This window comes from Polaribacter sp. IC066 (genome assembly GCF_007997085.1).
GTDB lineage: Bacteria > Bacteroidota > Bacteroidia > Flavobacteriales > Flavobacteriaceae > Polaribacter.
In genome coordinates this window covers 19,314-34,805 of sequence record NZ_VORR01000045.1, presented here as the reverse complement: position 1 = coordinate 34,805, position 15,492 = coordinate 19,314, and the positions used below count along the sequence as shown (strand labels likewise).

Genomic DNA, 15,492 nt, shown 5'->3' with positions numbered 1-15,492 from the left:
TTTTGTTATCGAATTAACCGTTCTCAAAGCAAAAAAAATATCTTTAATAATTTAATAGTAAGAATGGTCAAAGCAGATAAAATATATCAAGCAAAAATCATATGTTCTTAACTACTTACCTCAATAATTTTATTTGTTGATCTTCAAATTTTACAATCTAAAAGCAATCATATAATTGCGAAAACAGCTACAAATTGGCGTTTAGAACCAGCAATTTTTAGCGGTGGCTATTTTCATGATATTGCTCCTCATCAAATTGATTTAATGTATTGTTATTTTGTCGAAATTAAAAGGACACAAGGGTTTTCAACATCGCTATTAAATAATAAAGTTGATACGATTGTTAACGGAATTATTGAATTTAAAAACGGAATTCAATTTAGAGGAATTTGGAATTTTAATGCTTCAGAAAAAGAAATAAAAGACGAGTGCAAAATATATGGCGAAAAAGGCACGATTACTTTTTCTTTTTATGGCGAAAAAGTATTTTTATCAACAGATAAACAAGAGGAAGTTTTCAGCTTTAAAAATCCAATTCATGCTCAACAACCAATGATTGAGCACACTGTTCGTTATTTTTTAGGACAAGATGTAAACCCTTGTTCTATAAAAAATGGGGTATGCGTAATGAAGATTTTAGATAGTTTCACTGCTTAAAAATTACGTAATTATTTCACAATACACTTTAAAACTTGTGTAGTAATAGTATCTTTTTTAAATACTATAAAATACATACCTCCAGGGAGTTCTGAAACATTTAATTTGTTTTCTTTTAACCTTTTTTTGATAGAAATTTTTCTTCCAGAAATGTCGTAAAGTTCAACAACATCATAATTTTCTGCAGGTGCATTTTCAAAAGTCACTTCTAGTGTAGATAAATTTGGTACTAATACAATCTTGTCTGCTTTCTTTTTTAAGTCATAAATAGAGAGCGAACCTGTGATTTCTTCAATGCTAAAATCTGCAAAATTTACAATTTCATCTTGCAAGTCTTGTTTATTATGTAAGCTCCTATAAATACCCCATTTTCGTTTTGCAAACGCTGCACCATCCTGCCAAGTATCTATAGCGTTATCTGCGGATTCAAAAACTACGTTCCCTGTTGCTATATTTTTAATTTCTATCGAATAGCTACTTTCTTGACCAAATTTAATAATCTCCACTGCAGTAACCCAATGACCTCTTAATACATCTAAATTTGCCGTTTTTAAAGTTTCTTGCTTATTTGTTGGTGTATATCTTAACTCTAATCTATCTGGTCTTGCCTTTCTTAAGGTTAAAGTAATCATTGGCATGGACGCATATAAGACCTCAACTCATTTTATTTGATGGATATGTGTAAAACTTGATGACGGTTGGAAATCTGAACTTATTTTAAATTTCCATTTATAAACGACAGTTTCTCCAAGAGTTGCTTTTAAGTTTTCTGTAGCACCTACATAAGTCTTAATTTCGTTTCGCTGTCTGTCAAATTTTAAACAGCGATCATTATCTGGAGTAATATGCGCATGAAAACGAAAAATATTTTTATTTAATTCCGTATCAAAAACTTCATCTATATGATTACCAAAATCTACGTGATTACAATCAGCTACCTCAATAACATTTCTATTTGGAAGTGCTAAAACCGAATTAATTCATACCTATTTCTTGAACCATCTGCTTCTAATGCAACCTGACTAGAAATTACTTAATAAATCTCAATAAAAAATAAAAGTAAAAAATATTTTTTTTCATGATTAAACTGTTAAACCAACATTAGTTTTAATATTTATTAGTGAAACTCCATTTTGAAAAATAACGCAGCTATGAATTCAAAATTGTAAGTTGAACTAATCTCGCTTCTTGTGCCAAACTCGTTTCAGTATTTAGCCGAACCTTGGGTTTAATACCCCGACGCTCTACATCGCAATATTAAAGGGATATTCCTTTTTGACACCTCGATAGCGCTGCTTCAGTTGTTCCTTAAAAAATATAACTGATTATTAATTATAATAAATCAAATTGTCTTGGTAACCACAGCGTTAATTCTGGAAAATAATTAATCAGGAGCAAGATAACAACCATTGCTAAAAACAACGGTAGTAAAGGTTTTACTACTTGTTGAATTTTTAAATTGGCAACACTACATCCTACAAAAAGTACAGACCCAACAGGTGGTGTACAGAGTCCTATGCATAAATTCATAATCATTACAATTCCGAAATGAATTGGATCCATTCCTAAACTAGTTACAATTGGTAAAAATATGGGGGTAAAAATTAAAACTGCAGGAGTCATATCCATAAAAACCCCAACAAACAATAATATTAAATTAATAATGATTAAAATTATAATTGGATTGTCACTTATTGATAAAAGCGTATTGCTAATTTCTTGCGGAATATTTTCATAACTCATTACCCAAGACATGGCAATAGAAGTAGCTATTAACAACAACACAATTGATGATGTTTTTACGGTTTCTATCAAAATTGGAGAAATATCTTTCATAGAAATTTCCTTGTAAGCAAAACCTAAAACTAGTGTGTAAATTACTGCAATTGCAGATGCTTCTGTAGCTGTAAAAATTCCGGCTACAATTCCTCCAATTACAACGACCAGCAACATTAAACTAGGAAAAGCAGCTATAAACCGTTTAAAAAACTCTTTAAACCCAACAACTTTGTCTGTCGGATATTTTTTAATGATTGAATAAATTAAAGCAACGATCATTAAAGCCAAGCCCAATAATAAACCAGGTACATAACCCGCAATAAATAAGGCTGCAATAGAAACACCTCCACTTGCTAAAGAATACACAATCAACACATTACTTGGCGGAATTATTAATCCCGTGGTTGCACTTGTAATATTTACAGCTGCACTAAAAGATTTATCATACCCATCTTTTTCCATCATTGGATTCATAAAACCTCCAATTGCGGATGCTGCTGCAACTGCTGATCCAGAAATTGCACCAAATAACATACAAGAAATAATATTTACAAAAGCCAACCCTCCAGGAAGCGGACCAACAATTGCTTTCGCAAAATTAATAAGCCGGACGGCGATTCCTCCTCTGTTCATAATTTGACCAGCCAATATAAAAAATGGAATTGCAGATAGCGTAAAACTATCTAAAGAGGTTGCCATTCTTTGCGCCAGTGTTGTTACAGAGGGTAGAAAAGGCATAGCACTTAATAAAGTAAATAGTGCGGCTAAACCAATGGCGTAAGCAATTGGAACTCTTAATGATAAGAAAATCAAAAAACTTATTACTAAAATGAAGACTTCTATTAAATTCATATATTTAAGCTTTATTCAATTTTCTTTGGTTGATAAATGTGTGTAAACTATAATAACAAATTAGCAATCCAGAAAGCGGAACAACCAAATAAATAAATCCTAAAGGAATCTCTAAAGTTGCTGATGTTTGTCCGAATTGAAAACACAATTGGCACAATCTAAATCCGCCAATAACCATTACCATAAAAGCAAAAGCGAAGGTTGATAAATAGACAATACCATCAAACAAATTTTGTTTTTTTGCAACTACTTTTTCAGAAATTAAATCAATGGCTAAATGCAGATGTTTACCAGTGGCATACGCTGCACCTAACAAGCCCAACCAAATTAATGAGAAGCTAGAAATCTCATCTGTAATAGTGCTTGGTGCGCTTAAAACAAATCTAGAAAACACTTGCCACACAACACTTGATAGCATTAAAAGCAAAATAAAAAGCACTAACTTTTCTAAAATAGCATCAACTTTTGCTCTCATTATTGTTTGTTTTTAATTGATTGAATTAACGTTTTCATTTCAGCGTCCTCCTTAAACATCTCTAAAATTCCTTTCGTTTGCTCTTCAAAAGGTGTTTTATCGGGATAAATAATTTGTACTCCGGCTTTTTTTACAGCTTCTAAAGATTCAATTTCTGAAGCTCCCCATAATTTTCTTTGTGCAACTGTACTTACTTTTACCGCCTGTTTTAACCATTTTTTTTCTTGTTCGTTTAACCGGTTCCAAGTGTCTGTGCCAATTAATAAAACATCAGGCACAGCAGTATGCTCATCTAAAGAATAGAATTTACAAACTTCATAATGTTTAGAAGTATAAAAGCTTGGCGGATTATTTTCTGCACCATCAACCACTCCTTGTTGCAAAGCAGTGTATAATTCTCCCCAAGATATGGGTGTTGGCGAACCGCCTAAATCATTAACCATAGCAACTGCCATGTTACTTTTTTGTACTCTAATTTTTTTACCAACCAAATCAGCGGGAGAATTAATTGGGCTTTCTTTCATGTAAAAACTTCTACTTCCTGCATCATAAAAAGTTAAACCTCGCAATCTAAATTGTTCTCCTTTTAACAATAAGCTTTTGCCAATTTCGCTATCAAAAACACTAAAAGTGTGTGCTTTATCTCGAAACAAATAAGGAATGCTAAATACTTTATATTCGGGAATAAAGTTTTCTAAAACTGCTGCAGAAACCTTTGTAATGTCTAAGCTACCAATTTGCAACAACTCTAAACATTCTCTTTCTCCTCCTAATTGACTACTCGGATAAATGTTTAATTTTAATTTTCCTTTAGATACTTCTGATAGCTTTTCACCCAAAATAACCATCGCTTCATGCACAGGATGCTTGGTATCTAAACTATGCCCTAATCTTAAAATTTTTGTAGTTTTATCTGATTTACATCCTGATAAAAAAAATAAGGTAGCCATAAAAAAAATAGCAAAAAAAGAATTCATTTTTATCATGCTGTATCTGATTTTATAAATTTTTAACCAATAAAGGAGTATTAATTTTATCTGAAAATGCTTTTAAATAAGATTCCCATTCTTGTTTATTTTTAAACTGATTACTTTTTTTCCACCCAAAACCAGCATAATAAATAACTTTATTATTCACAACTCGTAAATTCATATATAGATTGCTTTCATCTTTTTTTGAAGTGACATACTTTTCTGAATTGATAAAATAAGCATCTGTAGTAACTAATCCTTGTCCTAATTCTGAATCATCAAAAGGCTCCCAATAACTTATCCAGTTTTTATTTTTGGCGATAATTCCGTCTTTTTTATGCAAAGTTAATCCTGCAGAGATTGAATCTGTGCCTTTTATAATAATTTCAAAACGAGATAAATTTTGACCATAATCTAGAGAAATAAGTTTGCTTTCTTCTATTTGATTTCCATTTGCATCCCAAGTTTCATAATTCAAAATAAAACTGGTTCTAATTGGGCCTGAAGTAATGGTCTTATAATCTGTAAAGTTTTTAGAAAAATAGTAAGATGTATCCACTTTAACAGCAATTCCTCCAACTCCTCGACTTACGCCCACATGAAAATTATCTAAACCTTCACCTGTATCTTTATGATAAGAACCAATTCCTTTTGTAGTTTTATCATACCACTTGTTAATAATAGGATATTCGACCCTTTTTAACCAAGCATCCATTCCGCTCGATAAAGTTCCACCTTTTACTCCTTCTTCAATCATTTTTTGCGCAACGGGCCCAAACGTTCTAAAAGCAACCCTATTGTTTTCCCAAGCGTAATCATCTGTTCGTTCTGGCACAAAACGCGAATAACAATGTGCAAAAACTGAATCTTGTTTTATATCAGAAATAGCTACCGTATATCTCTTTGTAGAATTTGCTTTTATCGATGGTTGAAAAATCAGTACATTCATTTTTCCATCTAAATCAGTGTCTATAAGTTGAGAAGTAACTTCTTTTTTATTTTCATCTAAAATGATAAAATAGTCTAATTTATGATGATTTAATGCCGATATATCAACTTCAACCGTTTCAAATTCTCTATCAATATTCAAAGAGTTTTTTATGGCTACAGATAACAAAACCTCATTGCTTTTACAGTTGTAAAAACTAGCCACAATACAAAAAAGAAAGATTATTTTTTTCATTTATTCTTCGTTTGAAGGTTTCCCGATGGTTGCTAAAATTCCACCATCAACATATAAAATATGACCGTTTACAAAATCGCTTGCTTTAGAGGATAAAAATATGGCAGCACCTGCTAAATCATCTGGATTTCCCCATTTTTTTGCAGGCGTTCTGTTGATAATAAAATCGTTAAATGGATGCCCTTCAACCCTAATTGGCGCTGTTTGTGACGTTGCAAAATAGCCAGGACCAATACCATTTACTTGAATATTAAAACGTGCCCATTCGGTTGCCATATTTTTGGTCAACATCACCAAACCACCTTTTGCGGCAGCATATGCACCAACCGTATTTCTACCTAATTCGCTCATCATAGAACAAATATTAATAATTTTCCCTGATTCTCTTTTCATCATTCCACGAACAACATGTTTAGAAACAATAAAAGGACCTACCAAATCGATGTCTACAACTTCTTTAAAATCGGCAACTTCCATATCAACTAAAGGCGTTCTTTTAATAATGCCTGCATTGTTGATTAAAATATCAATAGCCCCAACTTCAGCCTCAATTTTTTTAATACTTTCTATAACTTGAGCTTCATCTGCAACATTAAATCTATATCCAAAAGCGTTAATTCCTGCTTTTTTATATTCCGCAACAGCACTATCAATTTTTTCTTGTGATGAATTTCCGTTCACAATAATAGTGGCTCCTGCCTTTCCTAAACCCATTGCCATAGACATTCCTAGACCATGTGTAGCACCTGTTATTAAAGCAACTTTGCCCTGTATATTAAATAATGTTTGTGACATGCTTTTATCTTAAATCTGTGATTTTTGCAACATCCATATCATTATAATCTAAATTTTCGCCAGCCATTCCCCAAATAAAAGTATAATTTGAAGTTCCTGAACCGGAGTGAATTGACCAAGGCGGAGAAATTACTGCTTGATGATTTTGCATCCAGATATGACGTGTTTCTTGTGGCTGACCCATAAAATGACAAACTGCTTGATTTTCTGGCACATCTAAATAAAAATAAACTTCCATTCTTCTATCATGAACATGCGCAGGCATTGTGTTCCAGACAGATCCTTTTTTTAGTTCTGTCATTCCCATTTGTAATTGGCAAGTACTTACAATTCCGCCAATAATCATCTGGTTTACAATTCTATGATTTGCGGTTTCTAAACTTCCTAATTCAATTTTATTAGCTTCGGCTAAACTTACTTTTTTAGTAGGAAATATTTTGTGTGCAGGAGCAGAATTGATGTAAAACTTTGCAGGATTCTTTGCATCATCACTTTTAAAAACAACTTCTTTTACACCTTTACCAATGTATAAAGCGTCTTTATGATTCATTTCATATATTTCACCATCCGCAGAAATACTTCCTTTTGCACCTACATTTATGATTCCCATTTCTCTTCTTTCTAAAAAGTAATCAGATTTTAAGGGATCAATAGTTTCTAGTTTTAATGCCAATGTTGGCACTGCACCACCTGCAATATATCGATCAAAATGTGAGTAGGTTAATTTTATTTTTCCGGGTTCCATTAAATCAGGAATTAAAAATTCATCTCTTAATTCTTGTGTATCGAATTTTTTTACTGCTTTCGGACTTGAAGCATATCTTGTTTCAAAAGTTGTTGTCATGATTTTTTGTTTTATTGTAACCTTGAGCGCAGTCGAAAGGTTTATTATTTTACAATGAACGTCTAACTCCGATTTCTAAACCACGTAATTCTGCCAAACCACGTAAACGACCAATTCCTGAATATCCAGGGTTTGTTTTTTTCTTTAAATCGTCTAACATTTTATGACCATGATCGGGTCTAAAAGGCATTCTTATATCTTTTCTTCCTGCTGTAATTCGTTTTTGTTGCTCTAAAACCAATGCTTTCATCACAGAAAACATATCCACATCACCCTCTAAATGATCTGCTTCATGGAAGTTTCCATCAGCATCGCGTTTAGTAGCGCGTAAATGAATAAAATGAATTCTATCTCCTAAACGTTCAACCATTCCTGCTAAATCATTATCGGATCTTACTCCAAAAGAACCTGTGCAAAAAGTCAAACCATTATTTGGCGATTTTACTGCCTCATATAAATCAACAATATCTTGCTCTGTAGATACCACTCTTGGTAAACCTAAAATTGGAAAAGGAGGGTCGTCTGGGTGAATACACATTAAAATTCCCGCTTTTTCTGCAGCCGGAATAATTTCTAATAAAAACGAAAATAAATTAGCTTTTAATTCTTTTGGCCCAATAGTATTATAGGTTGCTAAAATACTATTGAATTCTTTTAAAGAATAACCTTCTTCTGCACCTGGCAAACCAGCAATAATATTTCTAATTAGTTTTTTCTGTTCTTCTTCGGATGCATTTTTCAGAAACTCTACAGCTTTTTCTTTTTGAGTATCAGAATAATCGTTCTCTGCTCCTGGCCTTTTTAATAAATACAATTCAAAAGCAGCAAAAGCAGCAGCTTCAAACCGTAAAGCTCTTGAAGTGTCAGAAACTTCGTAATCTAAATTTGTTCTTGTCCAATCTAAAACTGGCATAAAATTGTAACAAACAATATCGATTCCACAAGCTCCTAAATTTAGTAAAGTCTGTTTATAATTTTCGTAATACTTTTTATAATTACCAGATTTTGTTTTTATATTTTCATGAATTGGCACAGATTCGACTACAGACCATGTCAATCCAGCACTTTCAATGATTTCTTTTCTTTTGATGATTTCTTCAACAGTCCAAACTTCGCCATTTGGAATATGATGCAACGCAGAAACAACGCCAGTCGCGCCAGATTGCTTTACGTCTAATAATGAAACTGGATCTTTTGGTCCATACCAGCGCCAAGTTTGTTCTAAATTTGCTCTCATTTTTATTCTTTTTTAAACGCCACTATACGCTGCAAAACCACCATCAATGGGCACAACAACTCCGGTTACAAATTTTGCTTCATCACCACACAACCATAAAGTGGTACCCACCAAATCTTCGGCTTCACCATAACGTCCCATAGGAGTTTGATCAATAATTTGTTGTCCTCTTTGGGTTAAACTTCCATCAGCATTTGTTAATAAACTTCTGTTTTGATCTGTCAAGAAAAAGCCAGGTGCTAATGCGTTTACACGAATTCCTACTTTAGAAAAGTGAACGGCTAACCATTGTGTAAAGTTGGATACTGCCGCTTTTGCACCACTATAAGCGGGTATCTTTGTTAAAGGTGTAAATGCGTTCATTGATGAAATATTTAAAATACTACATCCTTCTCTGCCAACCATATCTGTTGCAAAAACTTGCGTCGGTAATAAAGTTCCAATAAAATTTAAGTTGAATGTAAACTGAATTCCATTTACATCTAAATCAAAAAACGTTTTAAATCCCTCCGTTTTATTTGCCAGATCTGCAGCTTCTAAATACGGATTTGAAGTGGTACCTAAAGGATGATTTCCTCCAGCACCATTCACTAAAACATCAACCTTACCATACAGATCATTTATTACTTTTTTAGCTGCATATAATGAATCTTTTTCTAAAACATTTGCTGCAACTCCAATTGCTGTCCCGCCTGCTTTATTAATTGCATCTGCAACGATATCTGCCGCATCTTTTCTTAAATCTAATACAGCAACCTTGTTGCCTTGTTTTGCAAATGCCATGGCTAGCGTGCTACATAAAACACCTCCTGCTCCAGTTAATACAATTGTTTTATTCATGATGAAACTTTTTACTTTATGATCATTATTTTTTTTTATTTTCGTGTACGCACACACAAATATAATAAAAAATTTTGTGTGCGCACACAAAATCATTTTTTTTTGATTAATTTAGCTAAAACTATTTAGAAGATGCTATTCATCAAAGCTTCAATCTTAAGAACACATAAATCACGTTGCTGTTTATCAATTTAAAATATGATTACAATAAAAGACATCGCCAAAGAAGCAAAAGTTTCAGAGGGAACTGTTGATAGAGTTATCCATAAGAGAAGCGGCGTTTCTAAAAAAACAGAAGCCAAGGTTAAAAAAATTCTTGAACGTCATAATTTTAGTGTTAATCCTGTGGCAAGAGCGCTTGCAATGAAAAACAAGCATCTTATTTCAATATTAATTCCTGAATATAATGACTCAGATTTATTTTGGAACTTACCAAATTCAGGAATCTTAAAAGCAGCTAAAGATGTAAATAGTTTTGGAATTGAAGTAAATAGTTTTGCCTATAATCAATATGACCCTCTTTCATATTTCAAAACTTTTAAAGCTTTATTAAAAACAAAACCATCTGCTGTTATCATGGTGCCTAATTTCTCTAAAGAAACACAATTAATTGTAGTTCAGTTAGAAGCGCTCAATATTCCCTACCTGTTTTTAAACATTGATATTAAAGGTTTTAATAACATGACATATGTTGGCCAAGATTCTTATACAGCAGGTTATATTGCTGGAAAATTGATGCACCTTAAGAATCCTAAACCCTCAAAATTTTTAATAATTCAATCAAGACACAACATTACTAAAAACAATGCTGTTTCTAAAAGAATTGAAGGTTTTAATGATTATTTTTTGACAAACAAAATCAATTCTAAATCACAAACTTTAAAAATTGAACACTTAAATAATGCACCCGACACAAAAGAAAAAATAAACACATATTTAAAAACACATGCAGAACTTAAAGGCTTATTTGTGCCCTCTAGTAGAATTTACGATGTGGTTGAATGCATAGAGCCTGTTCTTTTAAAAAAAATTAATTTGATTGGGTTTGACAATACACCTCAAAATATAGAATGTTTATTGAATGATACTGTTTCTTTTTTAATCTCTCAAAAACCATTTGATCAAGGATACGAATCTGTGAGGGTATTAGCTGACTACTTGATATATAATAAAATACCAAGTAATAAAATATACCTTCCTATAGACATCCTTATAAAAGAGAATGTAAACTACAATATGAGAAAAGAATCTCATAATGAAAACAAGAATGATTTTAATTAAGTACCAAAGCAAACAATAAAGCATTCTTTTTATTGTAATCATTAAAAAAAAGGTGAAAGAATAATTATTTTTATATCCTGTTTAAAACGGGAAATATTTTACTTTATGAAACAAAAAACTACTTTGTTCTTTTATGTATTGGTTAGTTATTGTTTTTTTACTTTCGCTCAAGAAAGAGAAATTCAATTTACTCATATTTCTACTTCTGAAGGCTTATCTCAAAGTTCTGTAATTGCAATCCATCAAGATAAATTAGGGCAAATGTGGTTTGGAACAAGAGATGGTTTAAATAAATACGATGGTAATTCTTTTACAATTTATAGAAATAATTCTGATGATAAAACCTCTATAAGTAACAATGATATTTTATCAATTTTAGAAGATAAAGAAGGTTTTATTTGGATTGGAACCCATAACGGGTTAAACAAATACGACCCAGAAAAAAACACTTTTACAAACTATTTTCATAGCAACAGTAGCAACTCTTTAAGTAATAATACTGTTTGGACACTTAAAGAAATGTCTAATGGAGAAATTTGGATTGGTACTTCTGATGGCCTTTCTATTTACAACAAAACAACAGATTCATTTACTAATATTTTTAACAAAGCGAATAATGAATTAAGCCTTGTAGGAGATCACATTTTATCAATTTTAGAAACTAAAAATAAAGCTATTTATATAGGTACAACGTCTGGGTTAAGTCATTTAATTCAGAGAACAAATAGCAAATTTACTTTTAAGAATTACACAAATTACAACGAAAATAAAAAACCTATTTATATTCAATATCTGCTAGAAGATCGTACTCAAAATATACTTATTGCATCAAAAAATGAAGGGTTGCTTTACTTAAATCCGTTTAAAAATATCTTAAGAAATTATTTATCAGAAATACAGCAAAAAAAAGTTTCTAACGACATTCGAGAACTTGTTTTTGATGATCATAATCAGCTTTGGATTGGCACTTATAACGGATTACATGTCCTAAAAAACAATAAAAGTTTAATCGATTTAAAAAATGAAATTAACGATTCTAAAAGTCTTAGCAAAAATAGTATCAAATCAATTTTAAAAGATAAAAAAGGTTCAATTTGGATAGGTACTTATTATGGAGGGTTAAATATTTGGGACACTACGAATGTAAATTTCATTAATTTTTCTGAAAACAATAACTCCAAAAGGATAAATTATAACGTTATTAGTTCCATAGAAAATTATAAAAATCTTTTGTTTTTTGGAACCGAAGGAAAAGGAATCAATATTTTTAACACAAAAACAAATAGTATAAAATATATAGATAGAAAAAATAATTCTCTTTTGTTAGATGACAATATCAAATCTCTTTTGATTGATGAAAACAAGCTTTGGGTTGGTACTTTTAATAGCGGTATTGCAATTTATGATTTAGAAACAAATACTTTTCAAAATGATAAAAACACCAAAGAAATTCGCGAGTTCTTAAGAAAAACAGGTGTTTATTCCATAAAAAAAGACAAAAACAAAAATCTTTGGTTTGGTACCTTTGGTTTAGGAGTTATAAAATACAACCCTAAAAATAAAACGATTGCTGTTTTTAAAAATAATATTACAGATCATAATTCATTATCAAATAATTTGGTGAGATCTATTACAATAGACTCTAAAAATAATGTTTGGGCAAGCACACAAAGAGGTTTAAACAAAATAACGAGCAACAATAAAGTAAAACGTTATTTTTATGACAGTAATGTGCAATCTGGAGACGATATTGCTGTAGTTTTTGAAGATAAAGACAGTACAATTTGGATAGGAACTAAAGCAAAAGGGCTGTTTAGACTAGCAGGAGAAACTTTTATGAAAATTGAGCTTTTTGGAAAAAAAGGAAATATCTCTAACATACATAGCATTTTAGAAGACGACAAAAAGAATCTTTGGATCAGCACAAATGAAGGTCTTATTAATTACAATATTGAAACTCAAAAAACCAGTATTTATAATCAAAAAGATGGTTTAATTAGCAATGAATTTAATGATAATTCTAGTTTAAAAATTGGTAATTCTCAATTTTATTTTGGTGGCCCAAATGGTATTACTTCTTTTAATACTGCTGAGTTCACTACAAATTCTTATGTTCCTCAAGTTTTAATAACAGATTTTAGAATAAAAAATAAATCTGTAAAAACAAAAGACAATTCTAATATTTTAAAAAAGACAATTGGTTTTACAAACAACATTTCATTAACGTATCAAGAGGGTAATTTTTCTATTCAATTTGCAATTCCTAATTTTATCAATTCACAAAATAATTCATACCAATATCGATTAAAAGGCTTGGAAGAAGATTGGATTTTTACCACAGAAAACTCAGCTTCTTATACAATTCAGGATCCTGGAGATTATATTTTTGAATTAAAAGGAGCCAATAATGATGGGTTGTGGAACCAAAAGCCAACAACTTTAAAAATATATGTAAGTCCTGCTCCTTGGCGAAGTTGGTGGGCTTTTTTACTGTACGGCCTACTAATTGCCACTGTGCTCTATTTTTTATTATCTATACAAAAATCTAAAACACGTTTAAAACACGCCCTAGATTTAGAACAGTTAGAAAACGAAAAAATTGAAGAAAATAACAAAGCTAAACTAGAGTTTTTTACCAATATTTCACATGAATTTAGAACACCTTTAACGCTTATTTTAGGACCATTGCAAAATATTTTATCCGACTACAAAGGCAATAGTAAAATGTACAAAAAACTGTTAGTTGTAGAAAATAGTGCCAAACATTTGCTGCAATTAATTAATAGATTAATGGATTTTAGAAAGTTAGAAAACAATCTTTTTAAACTAGAAGCAGCAGAAGGTAATATTGTAAAATTTTTAAAAGAAATCTTTTTATCGTTCACAGAATATGCTAAAGATGGTGATTACGATTTTAATTTTCATACCACAGAAGATGTTATTTTGGTTTATTATGATCGTTATAAATTAGAACGTGTTTTTTATAACCTAATTTCTAACGCGTTTAGATATACACCTAAAAACGGCGCTATAAACATCAGAATAAAAGAAGAAAACAACAACATTATAATTTCTATAGAAGACACAGGCGTTGGAATTTCTTCAGAAAATCATGAAAAAATATTTGACCGCTTTTTTGAAGTAACTGCAAATAACAAACCAAATACCAATTATAATAAAGGAACAGGAATTGGTTTATCCATTGTAAAAAATATTGTAAACCTTCATAAAGGAGCCTTAAAAGTTAAAAATAATAAAAATAATACTGGCTCTATTTTTAATGTAATTCTACCTTCTGGAAAAAATCATTTAAATGAAGATGAAATTATAAAAGATTTTAAATTTAGTGACGATGTTTCTCAATATGTAACTCAATTAAGTGAACCTATTATTATTTTAGAAGATGAATTATCAGACAAAATTAATAATAAAGATAAAAACACAATACTTTTAGTAGAAGACAACAAGCCTTTGCGTAAATTTATGAGAGATTTACTAAAAGAAAACTACAATATTTTAGAGGCAGAAAATGGAAAAACAGCCCTAAAAATAGCCATAAAACACCTACCTAATTTAATTGTGAGTGATGTTGTAATGCCATTTATGACAGGTACAGAATTATGTTCTGCAATTAAAAACGAGATTAAAACAAGTCATATTCCTATAATCCTACTAACCTCAAGATCTGCCCTAATTTACAAGTTAGAGGGTTTAGAAAGTGGTGCAGATGACTATATAAGCAAACCTTTTGATGTAAACGAATTTAAAATAAGAATCAAAAATTTACTAAATTCTACAAATAGGCTTAAAGATAAATTTTCAGAAGAAGGTGGCCTAATAAGCAATGAAGTTATTCTTTCTTCTTTAGATGAAAAACTCTATAAGAGCGCTTTAGAAATTGTAGAAGCTAACATTGCTAATGAAACATTTAATATTCCTTTTTTCTGTTCAGAACTCGGCGTTAGTAGAACTATGCTATTTATAAAAATTAAAGCTTGGACAAATTTTACTCCAAATGATTTTATTCAGCATTTTAGAATGAAACGTGCTGCGCAACTTTTAGAACAAGGAAAAATTAATATTTCTGAAGTTAGTTATAAAGTGGGCTTTAAAAACCCGAAGTATTTTAGTAAATGTTTCCTTAAAAAATATGGCGAAACCCCTTCACGATACGCAAATAAGTTTTCAGAACACTCATAAACTAACTTTTTTATACTTTAAAAATCAGTCTTTATAAAGATTTGTAAGTTTATATAATCTTGGATTCGATGGGGTAAACAAAACGATTGTATTTTCCAATTGAAACCGTTCCAGCATATTGCAGAAAGGGTCTGATTTTCATCTAGTACTATCTTTATAAGTACGGTAAATACCTTAATTCTTGTACTTCATCATTTCCTTTTTTATTAATTGAGTTTAATGTCCTTTAATTTGTCATGCTGTAAATTCAGTTTAGTATTTGTGTACTAAATATCTGCTTCTGGCAAGTAGTCGTTTATAAGTAGGGCATGCAGATTTTCTCAAAAATATTTCAGTTTTAATTTTTGGTATGTCAGATTAGTAGTAAATACTATTTTA

General features: G+C 30.8%; 12 protein-coding genes and 1 pseudogene. 4 read left to right on the top strand and 9 right to left on the bottom strand.

Translation table 11 applies throughout. The annotated features are described in order from the left end of the window. Positions 1-111, top strand: a pseudogene (locus ES044_RS14075) (IS1595 family transposase); the annotation flags it as partial. 12 nt (positions 112-123) lie between these two features. After that, positions 124-657 (top strand): Gfo/Idh/MocA family oxidoreductase, encoded by a 534-nt coding sequence (locus tag ES044_RS14070; RefSeq protein WP_317131232.1) that lies wholly within the window; start codon positions 124-126, stop codon positions 655-657. 11 nt (positions 658-668) lie between these two features. Here ES044_RS14070 and ES044_RS19005 read toward each other — a convergent pair whose 3' ends face one another. From ES044_RS19005 to ES044_RS14025, 9 genes are all read right to left on the bottom strand, one after another. After that, positions 669-1,289, bottom strand: coding sequence for a T9SS type A sorting domain-containing protein (locus ES044_RS19005; RefSeq protein ID WP_223269249.1), 621 nt, complete (start codon positions 1,287-1,289; stop codon positions 669-671). Between the two features lie 700 nt (positions 1,290-1,989). Next, a complete protein-coding gene (locus ES044_RS14060; protein ID WP_147120365.1) occupies positions 1,990-3,288 on the bottom strand; it encodes a TRAP transporter large permease in 1,299 nt (432 codons plus the stop codon). 4 nt (positions 3,289-3,292) lie between these two features. Next, positions 3,293-3,763 carry a TRAP transporter small permease gene (locus ES044_RS14055; RefSeq protein ID WP_223269248.1) on the bottom strand — a complete coding sequence of 157 codons (471 nt, stop codon included), beginning with the start codon at positions 3,761-3,763 and terminating at the stop codon, positions 3,293-3,295. Continuing rightward, entirely contained in the window at positions 3,763-4,740 is a 978-nt protein-coding gene (locus ES044_RS14050) for a TRAP transporter substrate-binding protein (protein WP_147120364.1), read from the bottom strand. Before ES044_RS14050 ends, ES044_RS14055 begins: the two co-directional genes overlap by 1 nt. 22 nt (positions 4,741-4,762) lie before the next feature. Continuing rightward, positions 4,763-5,917, bottom strand: a complete 1,155-nt coding sequence (locus tag ES044_RS14045) for a DUF4861 family protein (protein WP_147120363.1) — start codon at positions 5,915-5,917, stop codon at positions 4,763-4,765. Continuing rightward, positions 5,918-6,712, bottom strand: a complete 795-nt coding sequence (locus ES044_RS14040) for a gluconate 5-dehydrogenase (RefSeq protein WP_147120362.1) — start codon at positions 6,710-6,712, stop codon at positions 5,918-5,920. 4 nt (positions 6,713-6,716) lie between these two features. Beyond that, entirely contained in the window at positions 6,717-7,556 is an 840-nt protein-coding gene (kduI, locus tag ES044_RS14035) for a 5-dehydro-4-deoxy-D-glucuronate isomerase (RefSeq protein ID WP_147120361.1), read from the bottom strand. A 49-nt stretch (positions 7,557-7,605) separates the two neighbouring features. Then, positions 7,606-8,793: a mannonate dehydratase gene (gene uxuA / locus ES044_RS14030; protein ID WP_147120360.1), complete on the bottom strand. Its 1,188-nt coding sequence runs from the start codon at positions 8,791-8,793 to the stop codon at positions 7,606-7,608. A gap of 12 nt (positions 8,794-8,805) precedes the next feature. After that, positions 8,806-9,633 carry an SDR family oxidoreductase gene (locus ES044_RS14025; RefSeq protein ID WP_147120359.1) on the bottom strand — a complete coding sequence of 276 codons (828 nt, stop codon included), beginning with the start codon at positions 9,631-9,633 and terminating at the stop codon, positions 8,806-8,808. A 198-nt stretch (positions 9,634-9,831) separates the two neighbouring features. Here ES044_RS14025 and ES044_RS14020 point away from each other — a divergent pair, with 198 nt between their 5' ends. Then, the gene (locus ES044_RS14020) at positions 9,832-10,914 is read left to right on the top strand and encodes a substrate-binding domain-containing protein (protein ID WP_147120358.1); all 1,083 of its coding nucleotides are present in this window, start codon (positions 9,832-9,834) and stop codon (positions 10,912-10,914) included. 105 nt (positions 10,915-11,019) lie between these two features. Further along, positions 11,020-15,114 (top strand): hybrid sensor histidine kinase/response regulator transcription factor, encoded by a 4,095-nt coding sequence (locus ES044_RS14015; protein ID WP_147120357.1) that lies wholly within the window; start codon positions 11,020-11,022, stop codon positions 15,112-15,114. The last annotated feature ends 378 nt before the right edge of the window (positions 15,115-15,492 follow it).